This is a genomic window from Prolixibacteraceae bacterium (genome assembly GCA_019720755.1).
In the GTDB taxonomy this organism is placed as follows: domain Bacteria; phylum Bacteroidota; class Bacteroidia; order Bacteroidales; family Prolixibacteraceae; genus Halosquirtibacter; species Halosquirtibacter laminarini.
This window is the reverse complement of record CP081303.1, coordinates 285,134-311,414: the sequence shown is the minus strand read 5'-3', so window position 1 is coordinate 311,414 and position 26,281 is coordinate 285,134. Positions and strand designations below refer to the sequence as shown.

The 26,281-nt window shown below is 34.3% G+C and carries 22 protein-coding genes; 14 read left to right on the top strand and 8 right to left on the bottom strand.

Annotated elements, in window-relative coordinates; genetic code table 11:
• Window positions 1-20: 20 nt before the first annotated feature.
• Window positions 21-1,007, top strand: coding sequence for an alpha/beta hydrolase (locus K4L44_01320; protein QZE14539.1), 987 nt, complete (start codon window positions 21-23; stop codon window positions 1,005-1,007).
• A gap of 75 nt (window positions 1,008-1,082) precedes the next feature.
• On the opposite strand, the gene K4L44_01315 is transcribed toward K4L44_01320, so the two are convergent.
• The 3 genes from K4L44_01315 to K4L44_01305 all read right to left on the bottom strand — a co-directional run bounded on the left by K4L44_01315 (window position 1,083) and on the right by K4L44_01305 (window position 5,028).
• Complete coding sequence (locus K4L44_01315; GenBank protein QZE14538.1) at window positions 1,083-2,693, bottom strand: organic solvent tolerance protein OstA; 1,611 nt, start codon at window positions 2,691-2,693, stop codon at window positions 1,083-1,085.
• A gap of 112 nt (window positions 2,694-2,805) precedes the next feature.
• Entirely contained in the window at window positions 2,806-4,092 is a 1,287-nt protein-coding gene (locus K4L44_01310; protein ID QZE14537.1) for a peptidylprolyl isomerase, read from the bottom strand.
• An 87-nt stretch (window positions 4,093-4,179) separates the two neighbouring features.
• Complete coding sequence (locus tag K4L44_01305) at window positions 4,180-5,028, bottom strand: hypothetical protein (protein ID QZE14536.1); 849 nt, start codon at window positions 5,026-5,028, stop codon at window positions 4,180-4,182.
• 1,001 nt (window positions 5,029-6,029) lie between these two features.
• Here K4L44_01305 and K4L44_01300 point away from each other — a divergent pair.
• The 11 genes from K4L44_01300 (at window position 6,030) to K4L44_01250 (ending at window position 21,210) form a co-directional block, all read left to right on the top strand.
• Window positions 6,030-6,791 (top strand): hemerythrin domain-containing protein, encoded by a 762-nt coding sequence (locus K4L44_01300; GenBank protein QZE14535.1) that lies wholly within the window; start codon window positions 6,030-6,032, stop codon window positions 6,789-6,791.
• 238 nt (window positions 6,792-7,029) lie between these two features.
• Window positions 7,030-7,386, top strand: coding sequence for a LuxR C-terminal-related transcriptional regulator (locus tag K4L44_01295; protein ID QZE15930.1), 357 nt, complete (start codon window positions 7,030-7,032; stop codon window positions 7,384-7,386).
• A 407-nt stretch (window positions 7,387-7,793) separates the two neighbouring features.
• Complete coding sequence (locus tag K4L44_01290) at window positions 7,794-9,995, top strand: TonB-dependent receptor (GenBank protein ID QZE14534.1); 2,202 nt, start codon at window positions 7,794-7,796, stop codon at window positions 9,993-9,995.
• Entirely contained in the window at window positions 9,995-10,690 is a 696-nt protein-coding gene (locus K4L44_01285) for an HmuY family protein (protein ID QZE14533.1), read from the top strand. Before K4L44_01290 ends, K4L44_01285 begins: the two co-directional genes overlap by 1 nt.
• Window positions 10,691-10,709: 19 nt before the next feature.
• A complete protein-coding gene (locus K4L44_01280) occupies window positions 10,710-12,407 on the top strand; it encodes a hypothetical protein (protein ID QZE14532.1) in 1,698 nt (565 codons plus the stop codon).
• 86 nt (window positions 12,408-12,493) lie between these two features.
• Window positions 12,494-13,060 carry a DUF4903 family protein gene (locus K4L44_01275; GenBank protein QZE14531.1) on the top strand — a complete coding sequence of 189 codons (567 nt, stop codon included), beginning with the start codon at window positions 12,494-12,496 and terminating at the stop codon, window positions 13,058-13,060.
• A 237-nt stretch (window positions 13,061-13,297) separates the two neighbouring features.
• Window positions 13,298-14,839 carry a PepSY domain-containing protein gene (locus tag K4L44_01270; GenBank protein ID QZE14530.1) on the top strand — a complete coding sequence of 514 codons (1,542 nt, stop codon included), beginning with the start codon at window positions 13,298-13,300 and terminating at the stop codon, window positions 14,837-14,839.
• Between the two features lie 53 nt (window positions 14,840-14,892).
• A complete protein-coding gene (locus K4L44_01265) occupies window positions 14,893-19,569 on the top strand; it encodes a cobaltochelatase subunit CobN (protein ID QZE14529.1) in 4,677 nt (1,558 codons plus the stop codon).
• 24 nt (window positions 19,570-19,593) lie between these two features.
• Entirely contained in the window at window positions 19,594-20,295 is a 702-nt protein-coding gene (locus tag K4L44_01260) for a hypothetical protein (protein QZE14528.1), read from the top strand.
• The gene (locus K4L44_01255) at window positions 20,285-20,884 is read left to right on the top strand and encodes a MotA/TolQ/ExbB proton channel family protein (GenBank protein QZE14527.1); all 600 of its coding nucleotides are present in this window, start codon (window positions 20,285-20,287) and stop codon (window positions 20,882-20,884) included. The genes K4L44_01260 and K4L44_01255 overlap by 11 nt, the downstream gene beginning before the upstream one ends.
• Entirely contained in the window at window positions 20,881-21,210 is a 330-nt protein-coding gene (locus K4L44_01250) for a DUF2149 domain-containing protein (protein ID QZE14526.1), read from the top strand. The genes K4L44_01255 and K4L44_01250 overlap by 4 nt, the downstream gene beginning before the upstream one ends.
• A gap of 45 nt (window positions 21,211-21,255) precedes the next feature.
• Here the strand turns inward: K4L44_01250 and K4L44_01245 are convergent, their stop codons facing one another.
• The 4 genes from K4L44_01245 to K4L44_01230 form a co-directional block, all read right to left on the bottom strand.
• The gene (locus tag K4L44_01245) at window positions 21,256-21,405 is read right to left on the bottom strand and encodes a hypothetical protein (protein QZE14525.1); all 150 of its coding nucleotides are present in this window, start codon (window positions 21,403-21,405) and stop codon (window positions 21,256-21,258) included.
• Between the two features lie 76 nt (window positions 21,406-21,481).
• Entirely contained in the window at window positions 21,482-21,712 is a 231-nt protein-coding gene (locus K4L44_01240; GenBank protein QZE14524.1) for a hypothetical protein, read from the bottom strand.
• A 25-nt stretch (window positions 21,713-21,737) separates the two neighbouring features.
• Window positions 21,738-22,976, bottom strand: a complete 1,239-nt coding sequence (locus K4L44_01235; GenBank protein QZE14523.1) for a hypothetical protein — start codon at window positions 22,974-22,976, stop codon at window positions 21,738-21,740.
• Window positions 22,977-23,049: 73 nt separating this feature from the next.
• The gene (locus tag K4L44_01230; GenBank protein QZE14522.1) at window positions 23,050-23,619 is read right to left on the bottom strand and encodes an OmpH family outer membrane protein; all 570 of its coding nucleotides are present in this window, start codon (window positions 23,617-23,619) and stop codon (window positions 23,050-23,052) included.
• A 392-nt stretch (window positions 23,620-24,011) separates the two neighbouring features.
• Here K4L44_01230 and K4L44_01225 point away from each other — a divergent pair, with 392 nt between their 5' ends.
• Both K4L44_01225 and K4L44_01220 read left to right on the top strand, forming a co-directional pair.
• Complete coding sequence (locus K4L44_01225) at window positions 24,012-24,923, top strand: proline dehydrogenase family protein (protein ID QZE14521.1); 912 nt, start codon at window positions 24,012-24,014, stop codon at window positions 24,921-24,923.
• Window positions 24,924-25,070: 147 nt separating this feature from the next.
• Window positions 25,071-25,562 (top strand): hypothetical protein, encoded by a 492-nt coding sequence (locus K4L44_01220; GenBank protein QZE14520.1) that lies wholly within the window; start codon window positions 25,071-25,073, stop codon window positions 25,560-25,562.
• Here the strand turns inward: K4L44_01220 and K4L44_01215 are convergent.
• The gene (locus tag K4L44_01215; protein ID QZE14519.1) at window positions 25,557-26,279 is read right to left on the bottom strand and encodes an HAD family hydrolase; all 723 of its coding nucleotides are present in this window, start codon (window positions 26,277-26,279) and stop codon (window positions 25,557-25,559) included. The genes K4L44_01220 and K4L44_01215 overlap by 6 nt on opposite strands.
• Window positions 26,280-26,281 lie beyond the last annotated feature (2 nt).

The window sequence follows — 26,281 nt, the reverse complement described above, 5'->3', positions numbered from 1 at the left end:
TGAAGTAAAACATAAGATATATGAAAAAGATTAAGGTACTGATAGTTTGTATTATTTTTCTAATAGTTGGGTACTTCGTCGGACCGAAAATGGAACAATATGACCTATCGCTTGAGCTACCCAATGTGGATAAAAGTGGAAAAGAATTAGAAGAATGGATACAACAAAGAGAGAGTAAAGTAAATATAAAAGATGACAACGAAGCTCGTATTATTTGGAATAATCCGAACACTAAAGAAGCCACAGATTACGTTTTACTTTATCTTCATGGATTCTCCGCATCATGGTACGAAGGTGCTCCAATAAACATGAATATTGCAAACGACATGAAAGCCAATGCATTCTTTGCACGTCTTCATGACCATGGATTGGTGGAGGATAACCCTCTATTAGATATGAAACCGAATCTGCTATATGACTCAGCAAAAGAAGCTTTGATGATAGCCCACCAACTAGGAAAAAAAGTGATTATCATGAGCACTTCTACTGGAGGAACATTGTCTTTAAAACTAGCAGCGGACTTCCCCGAACTTGTAGATGGTTTAATATTATACTCCCCTAATATTGTGATTAAACAAGCCGAAGCAAGACTTCTCTCAAAACCTTGGGGACTAGACATCGCAAAGATGGCAATGGGAGGAAATTTTAGAACATTTCATGATACAGGTAAAATTGCGCAATATTGGTATCAGAAATATAGAGTAGAAGGCATGGTCTATCTTCAACAGCTACTAGATCAAACCATGAATAAAGAGACATTTTCAAAAGTGACTTGCCCAACATTTGTAGGAGCCTACTATAAAGATGAGAAACACGAGGACAACACAGTTAGCGTAAAGGCTATTAAAGAGATGATTCCTCTTTTAGGATCAGAGAAGAAAGAGCTTATTCTTTTTCCTAATGCAGACACACATGTGATAGCCAATGGACTTCAATCGCACAGCTGGGTTCGTGTAGAGAAAATGACATTAAAATTTATACAAGAGAATATCCTTAAATCAAAATAGTTCGAAGAAAACAAAAGGTCCAAATGAACTGGACCTTTTGTTTTGGTTTTATAATATCTTAAAAAATAAGTATCTCTATTTCACATTTCGAAGAGACTTTCGAACCTTTTCAAAGACATTTTTCTGCTCATCTGATTCCCCAATATTTCTTATAATCTCTTCCTCTTTCTTGTAAGAATCAAAGTTAAATACATCTAGAGGATTCTTGGGCCTAAGTGCTTCTTCCCATCTAAACATGGGTAGTTTTAGATCTCCTCGACCAAAATCTCCTGGGGGAAAGAAATCCATCTTTGGGGATTCAATAAATGAAATTCGATCGATTTTATTATTTTTCAACTTTATACGAATATCTGAACAGATCGCTTTATTAACACCAACCATCCCCTCTTTATCTTTCACATAATAAACAGTTTGACCATTTCCATTCACATCTAAACGATCTAATTTATTATTCACAATATAACCAATCATATTTTTACCACTAATTTGGTTATAAAGCACTAAAGTATCTAGCGAAACCATAAATGACTTCCCATAAAGATTCAGAAGACCAGCCCCTTTATTATTATTTGCATAAGTGATCGAATCCGCAGTCATTTGATTTTTCATAGCCCAAACAATAGGATCAAAGTACATGCGCATTACAGAATCTTGTGCACTATAAGTAAGGGAATCACACACACCTTGCATATCTCTTCGATAAAATCGAACTCTGTTATATGCCAAAAATATCTTTTTATCAGGGATCGAATCGGCAACCGATTGGGTACGTAAAGTATCAGCATGGAGATAAAGGGTATCCTTTTTATCATATTGTAGAAGAAGTGCTGATTTCGTAACCATCCCTTTCTTACTGAACTCATGATATTTTCCATACTCTCCTTTGATCACTAGACGACTTTTGAAGTCTTCAATCTCTACATGGTGATGTGCAATACCTCTTCCTTTCAGCTTATCATATAGCAAAGTATCACAACGAAGTTCCTGTTTCTTATTCCCCATCTTCGAGTTCTTATACAACTCTGCATTTTGGGTAATTGTCGAATACCACCCCGACTCAGAATAAAGATATCCCGAATCACTATTAATTGTTGTTGGCCCTGAAATATAAACAGTCTTTATCTCTGTATTATATTTCAACGTATCAGAAAACATCAAAAAATCCTTATTATCCAGCTCCACACTATCTTTAAAGAACAACATTTTATCATTTGAATAGTATCTACCGATCTTACTTTTTAAAGTATTCAGACTATCCACGATGGTTCCTCCTGTGGTATAAAATGCAACCCCATTTTCAAGGTTATACTCTAACAAATCTGTGGTTAACTCCAGACTAGGATCTTTCAGTTTTACATCCCCACGAATAATAGCCAATGAAGTATTCCCATCATATGCTAAAGAGTTTCCTTTTAGGTTCAAAGTATCTCCTTGGGTAATATGGATACGTCCAAAAGCATCCACTCTATTTTCTTTAGAATAGAAATAAGCACTATCACAATGCATGATAGCTCCTTGGTGTCGCACTATAACATTTCCAATCAATCGATCTGCATTATGAGCAACTCCAACATTACTGACCAAACTATCACTGTGATCAATATAAACACGACGCTTTTGCGCATCCACATTCGTAAAAAGAGTCAACGATACGAACAGACACAAAAGTCTTAAACGATGTCTCATGATTAGACTAATAATCAAAACCTTATCCTTTATATAATACAAAAAAGCTATCTAAAATAAGTAACAATCTCAAAATGTTATTTACTTCAGATAGCTTTTATTTTTTTCAAAACTACTTGGCCCAAGTATTGTTAAAATTACAATTTGCATATGATTGGTCAATTCTTACATATGTTTTACCCATATGTTCTTTGATCCAAACTTTATATACATCCTCTTTCTTCTGTGCTAAGAATTGGTCATAAAGTACTTGATAATCCTCTTGAGGATTTGCAATATGTTCTTTTGTTTTGGTCACCAATCGAATGATCTTATAAGAACCACCACCTTTACGAGGATCTTCCGCCCAATATGGTTTAGATATTTCACCTACATTCATATTCGCCAACACCTTACTATCTTGAGGAGGAAGTTCTGAGATATTAAATTTAGAAGACATATTGGCTTGATTAATAACCAATCCGCTATTATTCTTAGAATCCTTGTCATTTGAGTACTTAAATGCAGCCACTTTCCAAGTTAACTTGTTGGCATTAATTAGATCAACAATCGAATCAATACGTGATTTTGCAGTAGTCTTCGCTTCTGCTCCTACTTTAGGACGCATTAGAATATGACGAGTATTGGCTTTTCCACCTTTTTTCTCAATCATCTGGATAATGTGATATCCAAAGTCACTCTTTACTACATTGGAAACCACTCCTTTTTCTAGATTAAATGCCGCTTCTGCATAGGCTGGATCCAGCTGGCCTTTCCCCATAAAACCAAGCTCACCACCATTGGCTGCAGATGGTCCTTGCGAATAGAGCACTGCCATGGTTGCAAAACTAGAACCATCCTCCACTCTTTTCTTAATCTGACGCAACCTATTCTTTACTTGCAACACCGCTTCTTCTGACACGACAGGAGTAACAAGAATTTGCTCATACTCAAGTTGTCCAGGAACTTTAGGAAGCTTAGAAGACTTAGTATCTTTTACATATCTACGAACTTCAGCAGGAGTAGAAGTTACCCCTTCTGTTATTTTACTTCTCATTTGCTGGGTAATAATTTGCTGACGAATATTATCATCCAAACTACTTTTGATATCAGACATGCTCTGTTTAAAGAATTTCTCAATGTCTTTATCAGAACCAATACGTTCACGATACATCTGTAAACGGCGTTCCATCTCCCCGTTTACTTGTCCATCAGTCACCTCAATGGTTGTATCCAATGCAGCTTCAGCCATCAACAATTTCGACTCAAGAAACTGTTCTAAAATTTCACATTTCATGTCTCCATCTGTGGTATAGCCCTGAACCTGCATCTGCAAATACTGTTGTTCAATATCAGACTTAAGAATAATATTATTTCCTACTACAGCCACAATCTCGTCAACTACCTTGTCTTGTGACATTGCTACAAACGAACAACACAGACAAAAAGAGAGTAAAAAAGTACGTAAATTCTTTATATACATATTATACGATTCTTGTTCTTATTTTTATTCTTGTTTTAATTCACCATTCTTAACCGCACTATCATAAGTTAGGCTATCTAACTTACGAAGAAGTTTCTGTTTCCTCTCATTAAGAATCAGAGCAGAAACATTTTTCTTGGAATATTCATATGGAGCATTATCTCCCACATCCATAAATTGATTCAAATATACACATCTAAAATTAGTTGAATCTAATTGTTGATAATAACGATTTCTTTGAAAGAACTTTTTGGGCTGAAGGAAGTCGTCTTTAAAGAAGCGTTCTATCACATCAAACGAGACCCAGTCATTATTAAAATCATCATATTTTGTTGCATATCGAAAACAATAAGACTCTAAAGATAGAAAATCATTTGAATCCTTAGACATTAAAAGTCTCATTATCTCATCAGGATCTGCAGCATAACTTGGAACTTGAACAATAACAGCTTTTACGATTGGCTTCGACAACTTAAATTTCGCCTTATGAGACTCATAGTATTTCAATGATAAATCACTCGGAATCAATGTATCAAGATTTTGTTCTATATACCTCTTTTCAAGACGATAAATTAACAAATTCTCACGATACTCTTCCAGCTTTTTCCTCATATCCATTTCATCTAATGTAAGAGTTTTTTCTGCTCTGATCACCAATAATTTCTGCCTTAACCATTGTTGTTTAAAATTATCAACAAAACGTACACTGTCTAAGCTATCTAAACCTGTCGGCAATAACTTCGAAATGTCAGACTGTTTTAACTTATATTTACCAATCGTTGCAACATATTGCGTTTCGTCAGATTGATTAAAAGGACGACATGAAATGATGAAGGTCCCCAATATAAGGTACAGAACTAAAAAGTTTCTCATAACAAAATGGTTTTATTGAGAAGTCATGTTAAGCATTCGTTGATCAACCCAATGAATAAGTTGATCTACTCAAATATAATAAAATCATTCTATTTTTTTGTTAATATAATCCCCTAACAATAGAACAGTTCCGCAATTATATATGCTACATCTAATGAATCTAAATTAAACACAATACAGTATTTTACATAAACGAAAGAACGCAAATAAAACAAATGAGAGGTGGCTGCATATAAATCCATGGAGGGTATATAGAAACATATCGTCGTATTGAATTTCAAAAAAAATAGTCACTAAAATTAATGACTCTCTTCAAAAATAAAAACCTTCTCACTTCGATGAATAGTTCCTAAAACCTGTCAAATAGTACTCCAAACAACTATATAACCCCTATTTGTAGGCTCCTTTAATCATGGTCTACTCATATCTCATGCATAGTTTGTCCACCGATTTTCCACCGAATCGATGGAGAATCGATGAACAAACCATGAACAAACCATGAACAAACCATGGACAAAGTACGGATCAATCCACTAGCAAATAGCATCAATTACTGCAAATGGCACTATCCCCCAAAGTGTGTAAGTTGTCTTGAAGTATATTTCAAATTACATTTACTATATCTCCTAAAGGGGGAGTAGGTCTAGTTACAAGCAACTTCGTAGCGACACTTAAATCTAGTCACATCCAATAAATTGATTCATGAAATCGGTTCACACCATTTAAAACATATCCACAACGAAGGATAAACAAGCTCACTTATATTATTGGTCTTATATGAAAACGGACAAAATCATGTCATTACTTATAGCGATAATGATAGCCTAAAACCACCATTAATAATGATTTATTTTAACAATACTTGACATTAATTTGCAGGATGTATTTTGTAGATAAACTCATGGAGTCACCCATTAAGAATAATGGGCTTCTAAACAGTATTTAAAGCAAAAAACTCGATCAAAATACAATAGATTATTTTTAACTGTAAAGAATTAAAAATGAAACTTAACCATTTTCCAAAGAGTAGCAGTAATTTATATCAACAAGACACACAGTTAGCGGATGTAATTATGAACTCACACTTGCATCTTTCTGTCATTAATCACTTTGACATACCGTTAGGTTTTGGCAATAAAACGATCAAAGAAGTTTGCCAACAACATGGTATTAATCTTCACTTTTTTCTCATTGTTATAAATTCATTTAGTATTCCTAACTATTTTCCTAAAAAAGAATTATTAGAATTCGACTTAAAATTGATTATTGAATACTTAATGAAGACCCACCAATACTACCTTCACAAGGAGATTCCAAAGCTAGAAAGCTGTATCTCTCGCATGCAACGAGTAGCAACACAAACAAATTGGCAAAGTATCCAACTTATTAGTAGGTTTTTCTTTCAATATAAAGAAGAGCTGATCAAACATCTTTACCAAGAAGATCATATGTTTTTTCCTTATATCTACGATCTAATAGAGAAAAAAGAAAACCTTACATATAAAGACCCAGTCCTGCTTAACTCCTCTATTTTTTATAGTGAAAAGCATGAAAACCTAGGGGTAAAAGTAAGTGATTTAAAGAATCTAATAGTAAAGTATATTCCTTCAAATACTGACCAAGAAACATGCCAACAATTGCTAATACAACTTATAAGACTTGAGATTGACTTAGAGAACCACCGTCACATTGAAGAGAAAGTCTTAATCCCAAAAGTACAGATTCTAGAACAAGTAATTCAACAAAACAATGGTTCAAAATAAATTAAGTATAGAGGTCGTAATAGTAGCAAAACAATACCTATATAGACTTGGTATTAAAACAATTTTGTCTGTAATCGGCAATGACCCACACATTATCGAAACAGATACTATCGAAGATTTAGATGAATTGTTAAAAATAAATCAATGCTACCACATTATCGTTAGTGAACAGGTGCTTCCAAAACCAGAGATCAACACCTACTGCTGTTTACAAAGGAGGTTTCCACTGTGTAAAATTATGGTTATTAGTGAAAGCTGTATTCATAATTACAACAACAGTAATGTTATCTCAGGAGACATTAATCATGAAGAGATCATCAATAAATTTCAAAAGTTTTTTATCCCTTCTAAGAAAAGCAAGTTATCTCATCCGGAAAACCAAGAGATACTCAGTGAAAGAGAAATAGAAATACTAAAAGAGGTAGCAATAGGAAGATCCAACAAAGAGATATCATCCAAACTATTCATCAGTCCAAACACAGTCATTTCTCACCGTAAAAACATCACAGATAAGCTTGGGATAAAAACCATTTCAGGATTGACTGTATATGCAATCATGAATGAGATTATTGAACCTGAAGATGTCAAATTCTAGAGTAAACATTTATAGAATAATAATAATTAATAATGATTACATATAATAGCACAATCACTATTTGGGTATTGTATGACAGCACACACAAACCACGAAAACAACTCAACACACTAGATATCATATTAATGACAACAGAAACAAATAAATACATCTGTATAAAACAGAGTTGCTCATAATCATAATTTATTAGGATTGACTGCATCTAGAAAGAGTCATAGTTTTGTGGTAACAATTATAAACAATGCAAAACTACACAAATGCATCGGCTCAATTACTATAAAAATACAGTACTATATATAACACTAGTTTTACTTTTCTTTTCATGTCCAGTATGGGCACAAAAGCACATCATTATTAGAGATAGTGACTCCGGTGAGCCCGTTTTCAGTGCACAATTCATCTTTATTTTGAAGAATAATACGAGCAAAGTAACGGGAGGCATTTCAGATGCAGATGGAGTAATAAAAAATCCTCTAACCGAAGATTTTAATTACAAGATTTCGCTAATGGGATATCAAACAACCGAAGGGTTTATTCATTATAAAAATAAGAGAGATACCACGATATATGTAAAGCCTATTAATTATGGACTAAATCAGGTAGTGGTCACTGGAAGCAAGGCTCCTCGACCTATAAAACTCTCCCCTGTTATCACACAAGTGATCGCTTCAGATCAACTTGCAGAATCAGGATATGTTGGAATTCAAAATGCTTTGATGCAAGAAATACCAGGATTAAACTTTCAAAAAGTTGGATTTGGTACTGATATCAATGTATCAGGACTTGATGCAAGACACGTACTTTTTCTTATTGATGGAGAAAGATTAACAGGAGAGATGGCAGGAAATATCGACTATCAGCGTTTTAACCTTCACGCCATCGATCGTATTGAGATTGTAAAAGGAGCATCGTCCACGTTATATGGATCAAGAGCAGCAGGGGCAGTAATTAATTTAATAACCAAAAAGACCAATAAAAAATTTGAAGCAAAAGGCGGTGTTAGATATGGACAGATGAATCAAGTAAATTATGAAGACCCTTCAAAATCTGATTTTTTATATATGTATGAAAAAAATGTAGATAAACCCAATATGCAGACATGGCTATCATTAGGCTCTAAAATTGGTAAATTTACATTGCAAACAGATATGTGGTATAGCACATCAGATGCTTACTATCTCTTCCAATCTCAGAAAGACAAGAAATACTTTCCTGCGAATCCATCTATTGGACTATTGAAGGATACCATTATCACCTCTTGGCTTCCACGTCCCCCTTTAGGTATCGAAGGATCAGAACACCTGAATGTTTCACAAAAACTATACTTTGAACCCACAAAAAACATCTCACTACAACTGTATGGTTCCGGATTTTTATTGAATACATACGATATGGTTCAAGACCTTCAATTTGATCAGGCAGAAGATCTTACAATGGGGTTTAAATCAAATATTCAGTTAGGGAAAGCATTAAACACTACGATCAGTTTACATACGGATAAATATAAAAGATATAAAAGACAAGAAAGAGTTGATACTCGAGAAGTTGTTTATGATTCACAAATATATCAGCCTAGGTTATTTTTTACTTCAGACATTATCAAAAATAACTTAATAATGGGTGGGATTGAATACTATGAGGATGTCTTAACAAGTGATCGGTTTAAAAACAATCAACTTTCAACACAAAAAAAGCAAGATCTCGAATATTTCCTTCAAGACGAACTAAACATAGGACAGAGATTTACCTTAACAGGAGGGTTTAGAGCAAGCTATAATGAGAATTATGGTACAAACATTGCACCCAAATTGGCATTAAAATTTAATCCTACAGACCAATTTACCTTTCGATTTAATTATGCTTCAGGATATCGATCTCCCTCAATTAAAGAGCTCTACTTTAACTGGGACCATTTGGGAATGTTTCAAATCATTGGGGATGAATTTCTAAATCCAGAAAAGAACAACTACTTCTCTTTATCTGGTCAGTTTGAGAATCGTGATCTTTTTCTATCAGCCAATCTATATGCAAATAATTTTAAAAATAAGATAGAGGGAGTATGGAGAGTTTACGACTTTCAATACAATTTTGAATATAGAAACCTCTCTCAATCAAATATTAAGGGGGCAGAAATTATGGGGCGTATCAAATTATTCGATCCATGTATACTCAATGTCTCCTACTCCTATGTCGATGTTGAAAAGATAGATGGCGTACAACTGAACACCTCTTCTCCTCACACAGGGAGTATTCGCCTCTCATACAAGTATGATAAGAGAAACTACTCTCTCACAAGCAATATGAGTGTAGCGATAACAGGGCAGAAAGACTTTAGTATCCAAGATAGGATTGTTCATAATAACAAGACCTACGATGCCTTCTTTGATGTCGAAATTCCAACATATTGTCTCTGTAATTTCTCTATTACACAAAAATTCAGGAAATGTCTCAATCTTACTGTTGGGGTAGATAATTTCTTAAACTATACCCCTGAGACTTTAGGGTCTGGGGTTACCATGTTCAACGTCCCAGCTACTGCTGGAAGACGAGGCTTTGTACAATTGGAATTACAAATGGACAAGATTGACCACTTATTAAGTAACAAATAATGAAAAACTTATATATCCAAATTCTTTTTTGCATCACATTACTTCCATGCTGTGTCAAATATGATGCATTACCATTCGAAGGGAAAACACTTCCAAGAAAGACAGCCTATGGAAATGATTGGCTCTACTATAATTTGGCAAGCGATACTTACCTAAATCCAACTAGTTCTAGTGACACATTGGTCGATATTGGAGCAACTTTAATAGAGGGAGAACAGAAAGACCGAGTGGATTGGGATATCGCATTCAATAGGTACAATATACGAACCAATAGTGGTTTAAGTGGTCATGGAAATGCTGGGGCATTCGACATGGGGAAGATTCCCTATGAAAGTATAATGAAAGTCAATCAGATCCCCACAGATGCACAATTTACAGAAGATACAGAATATCAAATAACAATGAGTGAGCAAATGTGGAATACATATTTCTACAAACAAAATAATGAACCGTGGTTCGATCCAAATGAAGGGCCCAAACAGATGAAATCGACAGCCAATGCTCTTCTGGGTAATGCCCTACGTTTTAAGGGACCACCTCCTGCTTATATAACGTCTAATCATGTTTACATCGTACGTTCTGCAGATGGAAAAGAATACTATAAACTCATGATTATTAGCTGGTATAGTCAGTATAAGAAGATCGGGGAAAGAGGAGGTCTTATCAGTTTTAAATGCGATAAATTATCATATTAAGTCTCAATATTTAAACACTATGAGTACAATTAAAATAAGCTTAGTCTTAACACTTGCAATACTAATGAGTTTCACCTCATGTAAAAAAGATGAGGACACACTCCCAATAGGGAAAAAAATTGAAAACAGTGAATTACAAACCATCTTAAAAGAGATGGGCTATTCATTCGATGCCAACAATAAACTGGTGATGAACGACAAAGCCCAGAATACAAAGACTCTAAATTTATCAGGAAAACAATTAAGCAGCTACAAGGGCTTAGATATATTTCCATCTTTAGAAGAAATCAATCTATCTGACAATCTTTTTACCGAATTTGATTTTAATAAACTTCCTACCACGGTAACAAAAGTGGAGTTGCAAGGCAATAAGCTATACTCATTCAGTAACCTACTTCAATCAAACCAAATCAACAAACTGTATCTTCCAGAAACAGCCAAGTATAATGATGATGAAGTGCTAAAATTCTATCTTAAGCACAAAGATATCGACATGAAAATTATGAATGTCGATAAAATGATTAAATATACCACACTAAGAACAATTCCAGACATACAATTAAGAAGTTTCTTAAAAACTCAATATGCAAGTCTATTTACAGACTCTGACCAGATTGATATATCGAAAGAGCTGACAATACAAGAGGCTGGTGAATTTAACCTTGGTAATTTATTTATGCCATTCCCAGAAGAAATCACAACACTTGAAGGTATTCAATATGTGATTCGTAAAGTTACAGGAGCTATAAATATAAATCTTGCAAACCAAGCTAAGATTAGCTACCTGAAATTCAACCCTAGTGTAAGTGCTGTAATGATAAACAATGTTGATTTCACGGATGCTGAGATCGATTTTTCGAATATCGAAAATCTATTTAGTTGGATCATGGGACAGTGTCCGGGCATTAAAAAGATAGACCTATCAAAGTCTAATAAACTAGGAATTAAGGGAATTGAGATACCTTTTGCAGGATTGGCAATCTCAGGCTGTGAAGACTTAGAGGAGATTGTTATGAAGAAGATTGATGAATTATCATTCAATGCAGTAATCTTTGAGAACCTACCAAAACTTAAAAGTCTCAATTTGAAGAATCTTATTGAATGGCAGCCAAGTATGGTATTCAAATTAACTGGCCTATCTAATTGTAAACTTACTTTGCCAACCAAGATCAAAAAAGATGCCAATGGAGAGAAAAGGTCCATTAGTATAGACAAAACAATTAGTGAAACGAAAGAAGGAAAAAAGTTTCTTGAGAACAATAAAGATGTACTTAGCGTCGAAATCGTAGACAACAAGAAATCTTTTAAACTTCATACCGATGCAATAGATCCTAACATGAATCATTTCACAGGAGTACTTGAGCCAACAATGAATGGTGACAAATACAACAACGTTCAAAAGACATTCAAAGTTACTTGGAAAGACAATAACAAGTTGGATATAGAACTTGATGGCTTCAAAGTTGGAAGAATGCCTGGGTCTGTTTCTATTGATATAAAAGATGCTGATTACACTACCAATCAAAATGGGGAAAAAGTATTTGCCGGAAATTATAAAAAAGCGGTAGTGATGAATATGGGTATTTTCACATTTAGATTTGATGCAGCTTATAGTGGGCATGTACAAAACAACAAACTCTATTTTGAAATACATTCAACAGGCAATGTTCTTTGGAAAACCATTAAAGCAGACATCGTATTTAACAGAATACAATAACAATTAGTATACATTTTTTTCGCTTGAGCTGTCAGGTAAGGTCTATTTTGATTTTACCTGACAATTCAGTTAACATCAAAAATAAAATGAAACAACTACTATACTCTTTATTTCTTATATCAATTCTCTTTTGTTCTTGTTCCAAAAAAGAAGAGGATGTTGTCGCAGTCGATCAAACTGCCAAGTATGAAAAGTTTTTTAACCAAACGGAACTATTTACCACGGCAGCATTCATTGGAGGCGAACCAAGAACTCATGGGGATGGACTTCCTCTAAAGTTTTATTTTAAATATGATAAAAGTAAGCCTAAAAAAATAGTATTAGAATTCCATCAATTCAAGTATGGAAATATGCCATTTGCGATTGACTTCAGAGCAAATCTGCAAATTATGGGAACAGAGATAAAAAATGGAGAGAAAAGAACGAGACTCTATTGTAATAATGCAACGACAACTCTAGACCCAACAAAGGATGGCCTTGGCGGAGCGAGTGCCACAGGATACTTTTATCCCGACACCGATGAATTTGAAATCTTTATTGCATTCAATGTAATGTCAGTGACGACCTCTACGCCGAGACAGAAAATCGATCCCACACGAATGAGTCGTTACGAAGAAGAGATGACTGCATATAAGAAATCAACACCAAAATAATAAATCAACACCAAAATAATAAATCAACACCAAAATAATAAATCAACACCAAAATAATAAATCATATAAATCAATCATGATCTCTATGGCATATACCGCAGCGAACAAGTAGTACTAAAAACTCACTTCTCTACTTTGATAAGACTCAATAGAACCTACTATCATAGAGATCTACATTGGTTTATCTACACCACTATTATATTTTAAACAATTTCTAACGGAATCTAGTACACTCTAATGAAGAAGAAAATTCTAAAGATAAGCAGGTACACACATAAATACCTTGGAATCATTCTCATCCTATTTTTTGGAATCATGAGTATCACAGGTATTTTACTAAATCACCCTCAAAATATTGAGAATATTTCGGTTCCCAAAGAATTAATACCCGACACATATATTCCCAATAATTGGAATCGTTCAAGCTTAAAAGGAGCGATCCAAACAGATTCTTTAAAATGGATTATATATGGGAGACAAGGAGTATTTCACTACAATAAGTCAAACAAGAAGTTACAGCCTTATATGGCTGGAGACTATCCTACATCTGCTTGGGGCAAACGATGTAATGACATACTCTATATTCCTGAAAAAGATATATTAATATCTGCGACAAATCAAGGTCTATTCAAATATGACAACAACCAATGGAATTCCATAAAATTACCTACTCATGATAATGAGATAATTCGAATTACTAAAAGTAAACAACACATATACACATTAACCAAATCACATATATACCAATCTAATTATCAAAGCAATACACTTAATTTTAAGAAGATTACTTTATTAAAAAAAAGTCAACAAGCAAACTACTCCTTAATCTCTCTTTTCTTTGAACTTCACGATGGAAGTATTTGGGGAATGACAGGAAGAATAGTATGGGATATAGCTAGTATTATTTTATTCTTTTTGTCTATTTCAGCATTCTACATTTGGTACTATCCAAAGAAATGGAAACGAAATAGAAAGAAAAAGAAGAAATTAGATGGTGAAAAAAAGGCGAGATCATTTTATTTAAAGTACCATAAAAAAATAGGTTGGTATTCTTTACCTCTCTCTATTATCATCACGATCACTGGGATGTTTTTGACTCCAATCTTTATGATGCTTATTATTCATATAGATCTTCATGGTAATACGTTTCATCTGTTAAAGAAAGAGAATCCTTGGCACGATCAAATTAGAAATGGATACTTCGATAATAAAAATGAAAAGCTTCTATTGGATTGTAAAGATGGTGTATGGTATGGGAATCCCAAGGATCATAAAAGTCCATTTGAAAAATTCGATATTCCTATCCCAATCTTTGGAATGGGAACCACCGTTTTCACACAAAAAGACAATGGTAATTGGCTTGTAGGCTCTTTTTCTGGTTTATGGGAATGGAACCCGATAAGCAATCGCACAAAACCTATATTAAAAGTTCCTAAGCAAAAGAAACCAGGAAGGCCTGCCTCCACATTTGTAACTTCTTATGTAAAACTTCCCGATGGAAAGAACTACATATTTGGACACTATAAAGGACTTTGTGATACTGATGGTAAAACTCTGTCAAAGGTCTTCCCAATGCCAGATATTGTTAAGGCGGATGTCAAACTACCCTTATGGAATTTTCTTTTTGAAATACATAATGGTCGAATATTTAGATCTATTATAGGACCTTTTTATATTCTTATTGTCCCTCTTTTAGGACTACTAAGTTGCTTTATGCTAATCTCTGGTACAATAGAATACATCTTAACAAGAAAACGTAAAAAAAGACGAAGGAAGTAATCTAACCGCAAAGGCAACTAGAAGTGATACACTCTCTACAAATTTCAATCAAGATGAAAAAAAGAATACTCAAAATAGCAGGTTCCATTATCCTAGTCTCGGCACTACTTACCTTTTATATTACAAAAGTAAGCAGAACAAAGATTGGTTTGATTAATTACCCCAACTTCTTATATACTAAGATCGCTAAATCAAATGATAATACATTTGTTACGATAACCTCCATAGATAAAGCATCTCTAAATAACCTTGATCAATATGACATGTTACTCATTTTTGGAATGGGAATACGTCTTTCTCAAGAAGATGTGAATCAAATAAATATGGCTTCCACAAAAGGGAGTAAAGTGTTTTTACAATCTTCTACGAATCCCTCACTAAAACTCACAAACATTAAAGGAGACCCTTTTGATAAAATTACGGACTACCTATCTTTTGGAGGAAATAAGAACTATCGACAAATGACCAATTATATAAGGAAAAAGATTGATTGTAAATGGCTTTTTGTAGACTCAATTATCCCTCCTAAGAAGATAGCCTCTAATGTTTTATTTCATAAAGATCCCAAGGTTGCATTCGAGAAAGTTTCTGACTTTGAGAAGTACTGTATTAAAAATCACATCCATAAAAAAGGCCAAAAAAAGATTATACTTTTCACGAGTGTTCCTGGTCCTTTCAATGCGAACAGAGATCATATTGATGATATAGTAGATCTGCTTTCTAGTAATCATGTAAATGTATATCCAATTTCCGGATTCTCAGGTCGATTAGATTATATGAAACAGATAGATCCCGATCTAATTATCTATCTACCCCACGGTAGACTGTCTATGGGTGGAGGATCTTCCTCAGATATTTTGGCCTATCTTAAAAAACAAAATGTCCCAGTGTTATGCCCAATCACAGTATTTACTACATACGAAAAATGGTTAAAAGACAAACAAGGCATGTTTGGAGGGCTTTTAAGTCAATCTGTAACCATGCCCGAGTTTGATGGTGGTATCGTTCCATATGCGGTATTTGCACAATTTAAGGACAATCATGGTTACTTGATTTTTGATGAAATTCCTGGACGTTTAAAGAAATTTGGTCAAATCGTCCACAATTATCTTCAACTTCGAAATAAAAAAAAAAGCGATAAGAAACTAGCTATAGTTTATTTTAAGGGGCCAGGAAAAAATGCACTTGTTGCATCCAATATGGAAGTCCTTCCTTCTATATTTAATCTTCTATGTCGTTTAAAAAAAGAAGGATATAACTTAGGACAACTTCCATCTGATTATAAAGAATTTGAAAAAGAAGTTCTTACCAAAGGTCCCATCCTTGGACCCTATGCAAAAGGAGCATTCTCAAAATACTTAAAGAACGGGGATCCTGAACTAATATCTTCTAAAACATACGAGCAATGGTGTCGACAAACCTTTCCCCAAACACTATACCAAGAAGTGGTAGATAAATATGGGAAAGCTCCAGGCAGCTATATGTCCGTTTTAAAAAATGGCAAAGAGTACTTGGCTATCTCAAGGGTTCAATTTGGGAATGTTGTGTTACTACCACAGCCTCTTCCTGGATTAGGAAAAAAACAGTTTCAATTGATACATGGTGCAAAAACACCCCCTCCACATGCGTATATTGCCCCATACCTTTGGATTCAAAAAGGGTTTAAAGCAGATGCAATATGTCACTTTGGAACACATGGGAGTCTAGAATTCACGCCAGGTAAGCAAATCGCCCTTTCTTCTTATGATTGGACCGATCCACTAATCGGAACCACCCCTCATATCTATATCTATACAATTAGTAATGTTGGAGAAGGAGTTATCGCAAAAAGACGAAGTTATGGTGTACTTCAGACCTACTTAACGCCACCTTTTTCAGAGGCAAAAGCTGCCAAAGAAGAAGAAGAGATAAGGCAAAAACTACACAAATACACCCAAGCCACAGGAGCTCTTAAAAGTAGTTATGCTTTGTCTGTAAAGAAGCTAATGGTCGCACGAGGTATTCACAATGAACTTGGGTTGGATAGTTTGATCACTTCTCCATATTCATCAGAAGAGATGATGAGGATAGATAACTATTTTGAAGAGATAGATCATGAAAAAATAACCCAAGGACTTTATACCATGGGAGTTCCTTACACTGATAAAGAAGTTAATCAAACGATTCTTTTGATGTACCAAGATGCTTTATCCAATGCATTGATGAATATAGACATTGAAAAACGTAAAATAAGTAAAACCTCAACTAGATCGAAACGTAATTATTATAAACAATATGTATCGACAGCAAATAAAGCAATGAAGCAGGTACTTAATCACTTCACCCCTTTAGATGTTTTCAAATCACTGGTTAATACAGACGATATTGAAAGAGCAAATGCATGGAAGCTGAGATCAGAGGAAAAGAGTAGACTTGTTATGGACAGTGTTCATGATAATAACTCTAAAAAAGACACTTCACTTTCAGACAGCTTAAAGATTCGAAAGTTTGTATTAGAAATAATGTCTGAACCAGCAAAAAGAGATTTCATACTAAAGATGGAGTCACAAAAAGAGTTTGAAAGAGCCTTAAAATTGATTGACCCCAAAAAGAGTGCAATGATTCGACAAATGTCAAAGTTTATCCCTGAAATGAAAAAAGCTGTCGAAGTTGCTAATAACTCTTCTGTTCGTAAACTGCTACAATGGATGCAGCAAGAACAATGGTATACTTTAGTGTTGAAATACACCAAAGATAATGGCTTATTAGAAGAGGTTAAAAAAGAACATATAAAACATTCAGAAGCACTTCTACATAAAATTGAAAATGGCACATTCTCTTACTTGTTAAAATGGGATCAAAAAGTTATTTCATCTTCTTCTTTAACAATTTTAGACTCAGCTTATCATGATCTATTAATATGTAGATCCCATAAAAAAGAGCTCTCTCAACTATTAGATAAGAATAAACAATCCTCTACTAAGGAGATAACCTCCTTTTTGAAAGACAACTTAGACTCTCGCATATCATTTACAAAAAAAGAGTTACAGAAAAGATCGAATAAAGAACAACAATTCTACAACGCAGTACACGAAGTAGAGAAAACGCTTTTTAGCATTGTCAAGAAAAGAAAACAGTTAAAAGAAAGCCCTGAGTATGAAATGAAAGCAATCCTCAACACACTCAATGGAGGCTATACCCCTCCCTCTCCAGGAGGAGATCCTGTTACAAATCCCCAAACGATCCCTACAGGAAGGAATATGTACTCTATTAGCGCAGAATATGCTCCATCAAAAGAGGCATGGGAGATTGGTAAAAAACTTGCCTCACAAATGTTGATAAAGTATCAGAATAGTCATGAGAATCAATATCCTAAAAAGGTCAGTTTTACCCTTTGGTCGTCTAGTTTCATTGAAACAGAAGGTGCAACCATTGCCCAGATCCTTTACATTTTAGGGGTTGAACCTATTTGGGATCCATTTGGAAGAGTTTCCTCAATCGAAATAATTCCAATAGAGAGACTACAAAGACCACACATAGATGTCGTTATACAAACATCTGGACAATTAAGAGATCTTGCAGCATCTAGACTATTCTTGATTCAAAAAGCCATCCATTTGATTGCCTCTCTTCCTCCTTCAGAAAACAACTTTGTAAGTCAAGGAGTCAAAAAAGCAGAAGATGAGCTCGTAAAGCAAGGTCTTTCTCCTGTTGAAGCTAAAGCCATAGCCCAACAACGAATCTTTGGAGGTGTCAACGGAAACTATACAACAGGTATTATGGATATGGTAGAGAGAGGAGATCAATGGAACGATAGAAAACAGATCGCAAACACATATATCAATAATATGGGGGCAAGTTATGGAAACCAAGAAGAGTGGGGTGCATTTAAAAAAGAAGCATTTCGTTCTGCGCTACAGAACACAGATGTGGTGATCCAACCTCGCCAAAGTAACACATGGGGAGCACTAAGTCTAGACCACGTTTATGAGTTTATGGGAGGAATCAATCTAGCAGTCAAAGAAGTTACGGGGAAAGAACCTGAAGCTTATTTCAATGACTTTCGTAACACCTCAAATCCTCGTATTCAAAATCTAAAAGAAGCGATATGGGTGGAGAGTAGAACGACACTTCTCAACCCAAAATATATCCAATCCTATATGAAAGGAGGAGCTTCTTCAGCAGAGAACTTTGCTGAAACATTCAGAAATACATATGGATGGAATGTGATGAAACCCTCGGTTATTGACAAACACTTATGGGACGAACTTTACGATGTATATGTTCAAGATAAAAAACACCTTGGAATACACCAGTTCTTCGAAAAAGAGAATCCTTATGCACTCCAAGAGATTACTGCAGTTATGTTAGAGACAGTAAGAAAAGGAATGTGGAATGCATCTGTGAAGCAAATTGAGACAATGACAAAACTACATGCAGAGCTTGTTAAATCACATAAAGCTGCTTGCAGCGAGTTTGTTTGTAATAATCCAAAATTGAAGACTTTTATACAAAAAAACCTTTCAAAAAAGGATGCATCTCAATACAGTCAAAACATAGAGAGAATACGCAAGTTATCACAAGAAAATAGGAGACAAAATATTGTTCTTAAAAAAGAGAAACAGCACCAACAACGTGAATATAAAAAGTCAAAAGTTTCTCACTCCATACCATTGAAAAGGATTGTCATAGCAATTGCAACTATTCTACTTATTCTCTCAATATTGGCATTCAGAAGAAGACAATCATAAAGATGATCCTTAAACTTTTTAACTATGCAACTACTATTTATTTTGCTATTCTCAATATCATTACTTGTCTATGCTATTCAGATAAGTGCATTGAAAAATAGAAGACATCAATGTATCTATTTATGCATACCTGCAATACTAATATGGTTATTATATTCGAAATGCATTCAACAAAGCTATCTGTCTTTGGAGGCAATGCTAAATAATAATAATCTCACATCTCTATTACTTTCTATTCAGATGGGAGAAACTATTCTGTTCTGTGTATGGGGCATGATGTTCTTTAGATACCAGATGACCTCAAAGGGGAAACCATGGTATCGAAATGTAAAGTATATACCAAATATGATGATAATCCCATCTCTATTTGTCCTTGTCACACTATCATATCTTCAATTTCCAGGATATGATTTTGACACCTTTGCGTATATATTGATGGGGATAATTCCTCTAAGCATATGGGCTATTGGAATCATACTTAAAAAGATATCTAGAACAGATGAGATTATGCTAGAGACCAAGATGACACTTCATCTTCTGCAAGGGATTTTAAGTGTCATCCTATCTATACAACTATATGCACTCCCTATCAAACAGGCAGATAAATCATTGGAAATCGCCCCATTTATGTCTGTATTGATATTAACAGGAGTGGGAATTATCATTGGAAAATATATGCATCAAATAAATATGAAAAAACTAATAAAAAAATACAATGATGAATGAAATAACAAACCTTCTCTATTGGATCTCAACAGGACTCCTTATACCGGTAACCATACTATTATTGATCTTCTTTATCCGATCAATATTTATGATTGGAGCATTCTATGGAACCTATATCAATAAAATGAAGTTTTACAAATCTCACCATAAAGAGATTTCTCTTTTTAATAAAGACAACATACGACAAGAAATATCTTCGATTGACAAAAACTCAAAACTTTTGTTGCCTATATATATTCAAAAACTAACATTGGTCGAACCCATGCCCCTATACTATAACAAAGTACTAGATGATTTTGAAAATGAATGTCAGAAAGATCTATCAAAAAGTCAGATTATTGCAAAAATAGGTCCTATACTAGGGCTCATGGGAACTCTTATCCCCATGGGACCAGCCCTTGTTGGTTTGGCTGCAGGAGACATCGAGTCTATGGCATTAAACATGCAAATTGCATTTGCAACCACTGTAATAGGACTATTAACTGGGGCATTAGGATTTATCATTATGCAAATAAAAAAACGTTGGTATGCATCCGACATCAGCTATCTTGAATTTGTTATAGAACTACTCAAACAGTCACAACCATGAGAAGAAGACAACGATTTAACGAAAATGATGATTTCGATCCCATGGCAACAGTTTCAAATCTTTTTGATGTAGCGATGGTATTCGCTTTGGCATTGATGGTAGCTCTTGTAGGGAGATATAATATGACTGAAGTTTTCTCAAAAGAAGACTTTACAATGGTTAAGAATCCAGGGAAAGACAATATGGAAATCATTACAAGAAAAGGGGAAAATATAGAACGGTATAAAGGTTCATCCCAAGGAAATGACGAAGCGAATAAAGGAAAACGCGTGGGATCAGCATATCAAATGAACGATGGATCTATCGTATATATCCCAGACATATAAATAATAATGAAAAGAGCCTCTTGATACACAAGAGGCTCTTATTTCTTATTTAGACGAGCAATTTCCACAGCTCCCCTCTCCCATCGAACATGCACTTTTACGAACGGCATTTTCGCGAAAGAACTTTGCAGAGAGCAAGCCAAAAACTACAGCCATAAAGAATAGTACGATTAAAAACATCTTAAGAGTAGCCATATCAAATTATAATTTAGTATTCATGCTACTAAAATAAGACAAAGTCATCTCTTATTATACTTTTAATCGTTAAAAATTACTTTGCAATCTTTAATGACTTAAAATTAACCTTACTGTAAGCCCTTTTCTGCTCTAAAGCATCATAGCTTTTTGCACAAATCAAACCTCGTTTTTTCATCTCCCTGTTACCACCAACGTGGGTATGAGGGAATTGTCCATTTTTCTTTAATAAAATCTGAGTTGCCAAACCAGCAACACAAATTGCAACCAAAACGATCGAGATTAGTACGACTTTTAAAACAAACATAATTATAAATTTTGGGCAAAAGTAACTATTTATTTTGTAGTTTCTCTCTATCTCTCAGTATTTGGAGTGCTTCTAATGTAGAAGATTTGTAAGGGATTAAGCCCATCTTAGATAACTCATTCATTGTACTCGATTTGATATTCCCATTAGATTGTTGAAAGTTTAAACATTTCAAGATCCAAAACGCATCAAAAAGATGAAAAAAGCGCTTACGAAAGACCACTAAAGAGCTACAATTCTTTTTTAATTCAGCAAGTTTATCAAAATCACCTCTTGAACACATAAAATCGATTAAAACAGGCGATGTAATTACGGTCTTCATGGAATGCTCTATATAAAAGATATCGATTTGATCAAAGAGTTCTTTTATAATATCAAAAGAGCAGTAAGGGTAACTTAGAGATAAGTCCTCGTCTCCGTCTACCCCTTTTTTTAACATTGGTCCAGTTCCAAAAGGGACTCTATCAGAGAGACGAACACCAGGATACACAACGATCGAATCGATTTTACCACAAGACTCTAATGGAGTAAGTTTATGAAGAAAATAGAAATCCTCTCCAGCCTTTCTATCGTTCATTCCTCCTTGTTTCACATAGGCAAAAGCTCTCACAGAAAACGCAGAACCTACAGTATGAAAAGCGAATGGAAAACCTACAGAACGCAATGCCTCAGAATAATAACGTAGATGTAGTTCATAATCTACAATCTGACCATCCAAGGTAACATCTGAATCGATGCTATGCTCAAAATAGTGAGTATAAAATGCCTTATTATCTCTTTTTGCAAACCTATTTAGTTCGATAAAATAGTTCAAAGAGACCAAACAGTCGGCATCTAGAGAGGAGATCAATAGGTTCGGGTGCTCCCATTTATTAGCGAGCCACACAGCAGTATCCATTAAAGTCTTCCGAGCATACCCCACACCTGCTTTCTTTTTTCGAATATTCTCGACGATCCCTGACCTGATAGTTAACCACTTTGGGCAGTTATCAGACTTGGAAAAACAAACAACCTCATCATGTCCGATTCTATTTTGTTCTATTGACTTTTCTGTAGCATACTCTCCAGCATTGAATAGCACCAACACGAGAACGTCATTACCAGGGTCAATACATTCAGCCAAGCTTTTCAAGCACGTTAGAATCTCAGGTTCGTCAAAAGCAGGAATGATGGTTATTAAAGAAGTCTCAGGGAGATCGTCTACACAAAATAATGTTTGAGTCTCATTATTTGTCTTCTTTAGATATTTATCTGCAAATCCCATATTTTAATTAAATAAAAAAGCAAAAGACAGTAGTCCTTTGCTTTAAAATATCTTCGATTATTAAAATGCAATATTACTTCTGTCCTGCATTCAGAATAGCTAAAATATCATCGGTAATATTTTCTGCACCTTCAGAGCGTAGAACCGCAGCACCATCTAGAATATACTTATAGTGATGTTCTGCTTGAAAACGATCGAGAACAGCATTCAAGCTATCCAAAATACGTTTATTATTATCGCCTTGTATCTTAGAAAGTTTATTTGAAAGCTCATAATCCATTTTTTTCACTTCACTCTCCATTGCAACAATGCGATCGCGTTCTTTTCTTGCATTAGCTTCGGTCAAGAAACCTCCACGTTGTAGCTTAGACTGGAATGATTGAGCATCTTGAGCAAACTTTGTCTTCTTCGTTGCAAACTCTTTATTATATCCTTCTTGGGTTAATTTTAGCTCTTCATTCATTTGCTTTGCTAAATAGTAGTTCATTACCAATGAATCCATTTTTACAAAAGCAATTCTACCATTATTTACTGTTTTTTGAGATACAGTAGTTTCTTTGGCTGGTGGGTTACATGCATTGAAAGAGAGAGTCAATATAAGACTAAGAGCAATCAACAGAGAGTTTCGTGTTTTATTATTCATAACTAAGTTAAAATAAATGGTATTCCTATTTCTATCTATTATTCTTTAACTACAAATATAAGATTTTGTAGTGCAGTCGTGCATAAAAAGCATAAGAATTAAAGGCAAGACAACAAATATTGGAGAGAAAATAGTAACAATACATTTTAACGAATATAACATTCAATAAAAAGTGATCGAAGGAGAAGAGAGCCTTTAATAAGATCCATATTTAGTTAGATATTAAAAATTGTCTATCACAAGAAAAACAATAGAGCCCTTATATATTATCACAAGACTACCACTTATACCTACAAATCATCACATGATCAAGGTCATATGTTTAAAATTGGACATTATGTATATTTAAAAAGGCAAATAATGTCTAAGTATTAACCTTAAACGTATTTAATATGTTTCAAACTACAATTGCAAAGTTGTTACCGAAGCTTCCAGAGTCGTTTGTATGGCGGTTTTCGAAAAAATATATTGCAGGAAAAGATCAAGAGAGCCTACTCAGTAAAGCAAAAATTGAAAATGAGAAGGGGGCTAATATAACAGTGGATATTCTAGGAGAAGAGATTCAAAATATCGAAGAAGCAGCCTACTTCTTTGATCAGTATATGGAATTAATCCCCAAACTTGCAGATAAAAATATAGATGTGAATATATCTATTAAGCCATCTATGTTCGGATTAAAACTAGATAAAGAGAGATGTTATCAGTATTACGAACAGATACTTTCTCATATATCGCAACATGAAAGTGGATTCGTCCGCATTGATATGGAGGACTCTAGTTATACCTCTATCGAGATTGAATTGTATGAACACTTTCTCCAAAAATATCCTAAAAATGTAGGGCTTGTCATTCAAGCTTACCTCTATAGGTCCCACAAAGATATTCTTCAGCTAATGGAAAAATATCCTGAATATCATCTAAACTTTAGGTTGTGTAAAGGAATCTATGTTGAAACTCCAGAGCATGCATATCAAGACAAGCAAGAAGTACGCGAAAGCTATCTTAGAATCTTAAAATCCATGTTAAAAGGTGGTTGCTATGTAGGTATTGCGACCCATGATAGCTGGCTTGTGGACATGATTCTTCAGTGGATTAAGGAAAATAATATACCGACAAAGAGTTACGAGTTTCAATGTCTTTGTGGAGTAAAAGAAAATCTTAAGCTATCTATTATAAAGAAAAATATAAAGAATAGAGTATATATACCTTATGGTAAGAATTGGTTTGCTTATTCCACACGTAGACTAAAAGAAAATCCCAAAATGGTAAATGATATCATCAAATCATTTTTTTCTTGCAAGTAGCAATAAAACCTATTCTGTTTTACATATTTCAAGAATAATAGAATAGGTTTTATCTTTGTTTTCATATTTTTAGAGAAAATATCTAAAATACTTAATTCTAAAAAAATGAAGCAAACTATACTCATTTTGTTTTTTTCTTTCTTATTTATGAGTCAATCAGTAGAAGCTCAAGACCATACGCAAGATATAGAACGTACAATAAACAATATACAGGCGTGTTACATAGAAGATACGACACAAATTAATAGGACATATCGACAAGCAATAGTCAATGCACCAAACTCTGCAATGGAACTAAATGCAATTAATCAGGCAGAAAATGAATACAGTAATCTTGTTAAGGAATATTATAAGCTTCTATTCAAGAATCTCAATAGAGAAGAGAAGATATTGATCATGAATGATCAAAGGAAATGGAAACAGTTTATTAATACAGAACGTAGTATCTATAGTAATTTCTCTAAACCACCATATGTGATGAACCATGAAAGCAAAGATAGATATGTATTTTTCGCAAAAAGATATTTATCACAAACCCAAGACCGTCTAGGCTCGCTATACACCTTTTTACAACATATTTATCTCCGCAATCATAAGAACAATTTGGTCATCGACAAAGTATGTGTTTCTCCATTATAATTTATGGGGCACATTCTTTTGATCATATTGAATTGAGGATATTAGGATTGGAACCTCAGCAATACTTCCCCGTTCGAAAATTCGTTTTGAATCTTTCTTAGGGGCACTTTCAAAAGCCCAAGTAGACTTGTAAGGGATGAAAATAGCGTGTCCACCTAATGCCTCAATAGGAAGAATATCGGATTTATATGAGTTTCCAACCATCACAACCTCAGACATCTCAATCCCTAACTCTTGGAAGAAATTTAGATAACTAGCCTCATCCTTCTCTTCTAATACACGAACATGTTTAAAAGAAGGAGTCAGACCACTCTCTACAATCTTTCTATTCTGTTCTTTAAGATCGCCTTTGGTTATCAATAGCAATTCATAATTCTGAGATAACGACTTCAATGTTTTTTCTACATCTGGAAGTAGCACAACCGGTTTACTCAGTTGCTCTTGTCCTAATTTGATGGTTGACTCAATCATTTCGGAAACATTACATGTAGCATATTGATTACAGAATCCGACTAAAGAGAGCATCAAAGAACGGGTTCCATAGCCATATGCAGGAACATTTTCTACGATATAATCATACAAAAGTTCCTTTAACTCCGTTGTATCATACGCTGAATTTGGTGCCAACATTTCAACAAACCTTTTTTCAGTTTCTCTAAAATAGGGTTCGTTTTCCCAAAGGGTATCATCCGCATCAAAAGCGATATATTTAATCATGT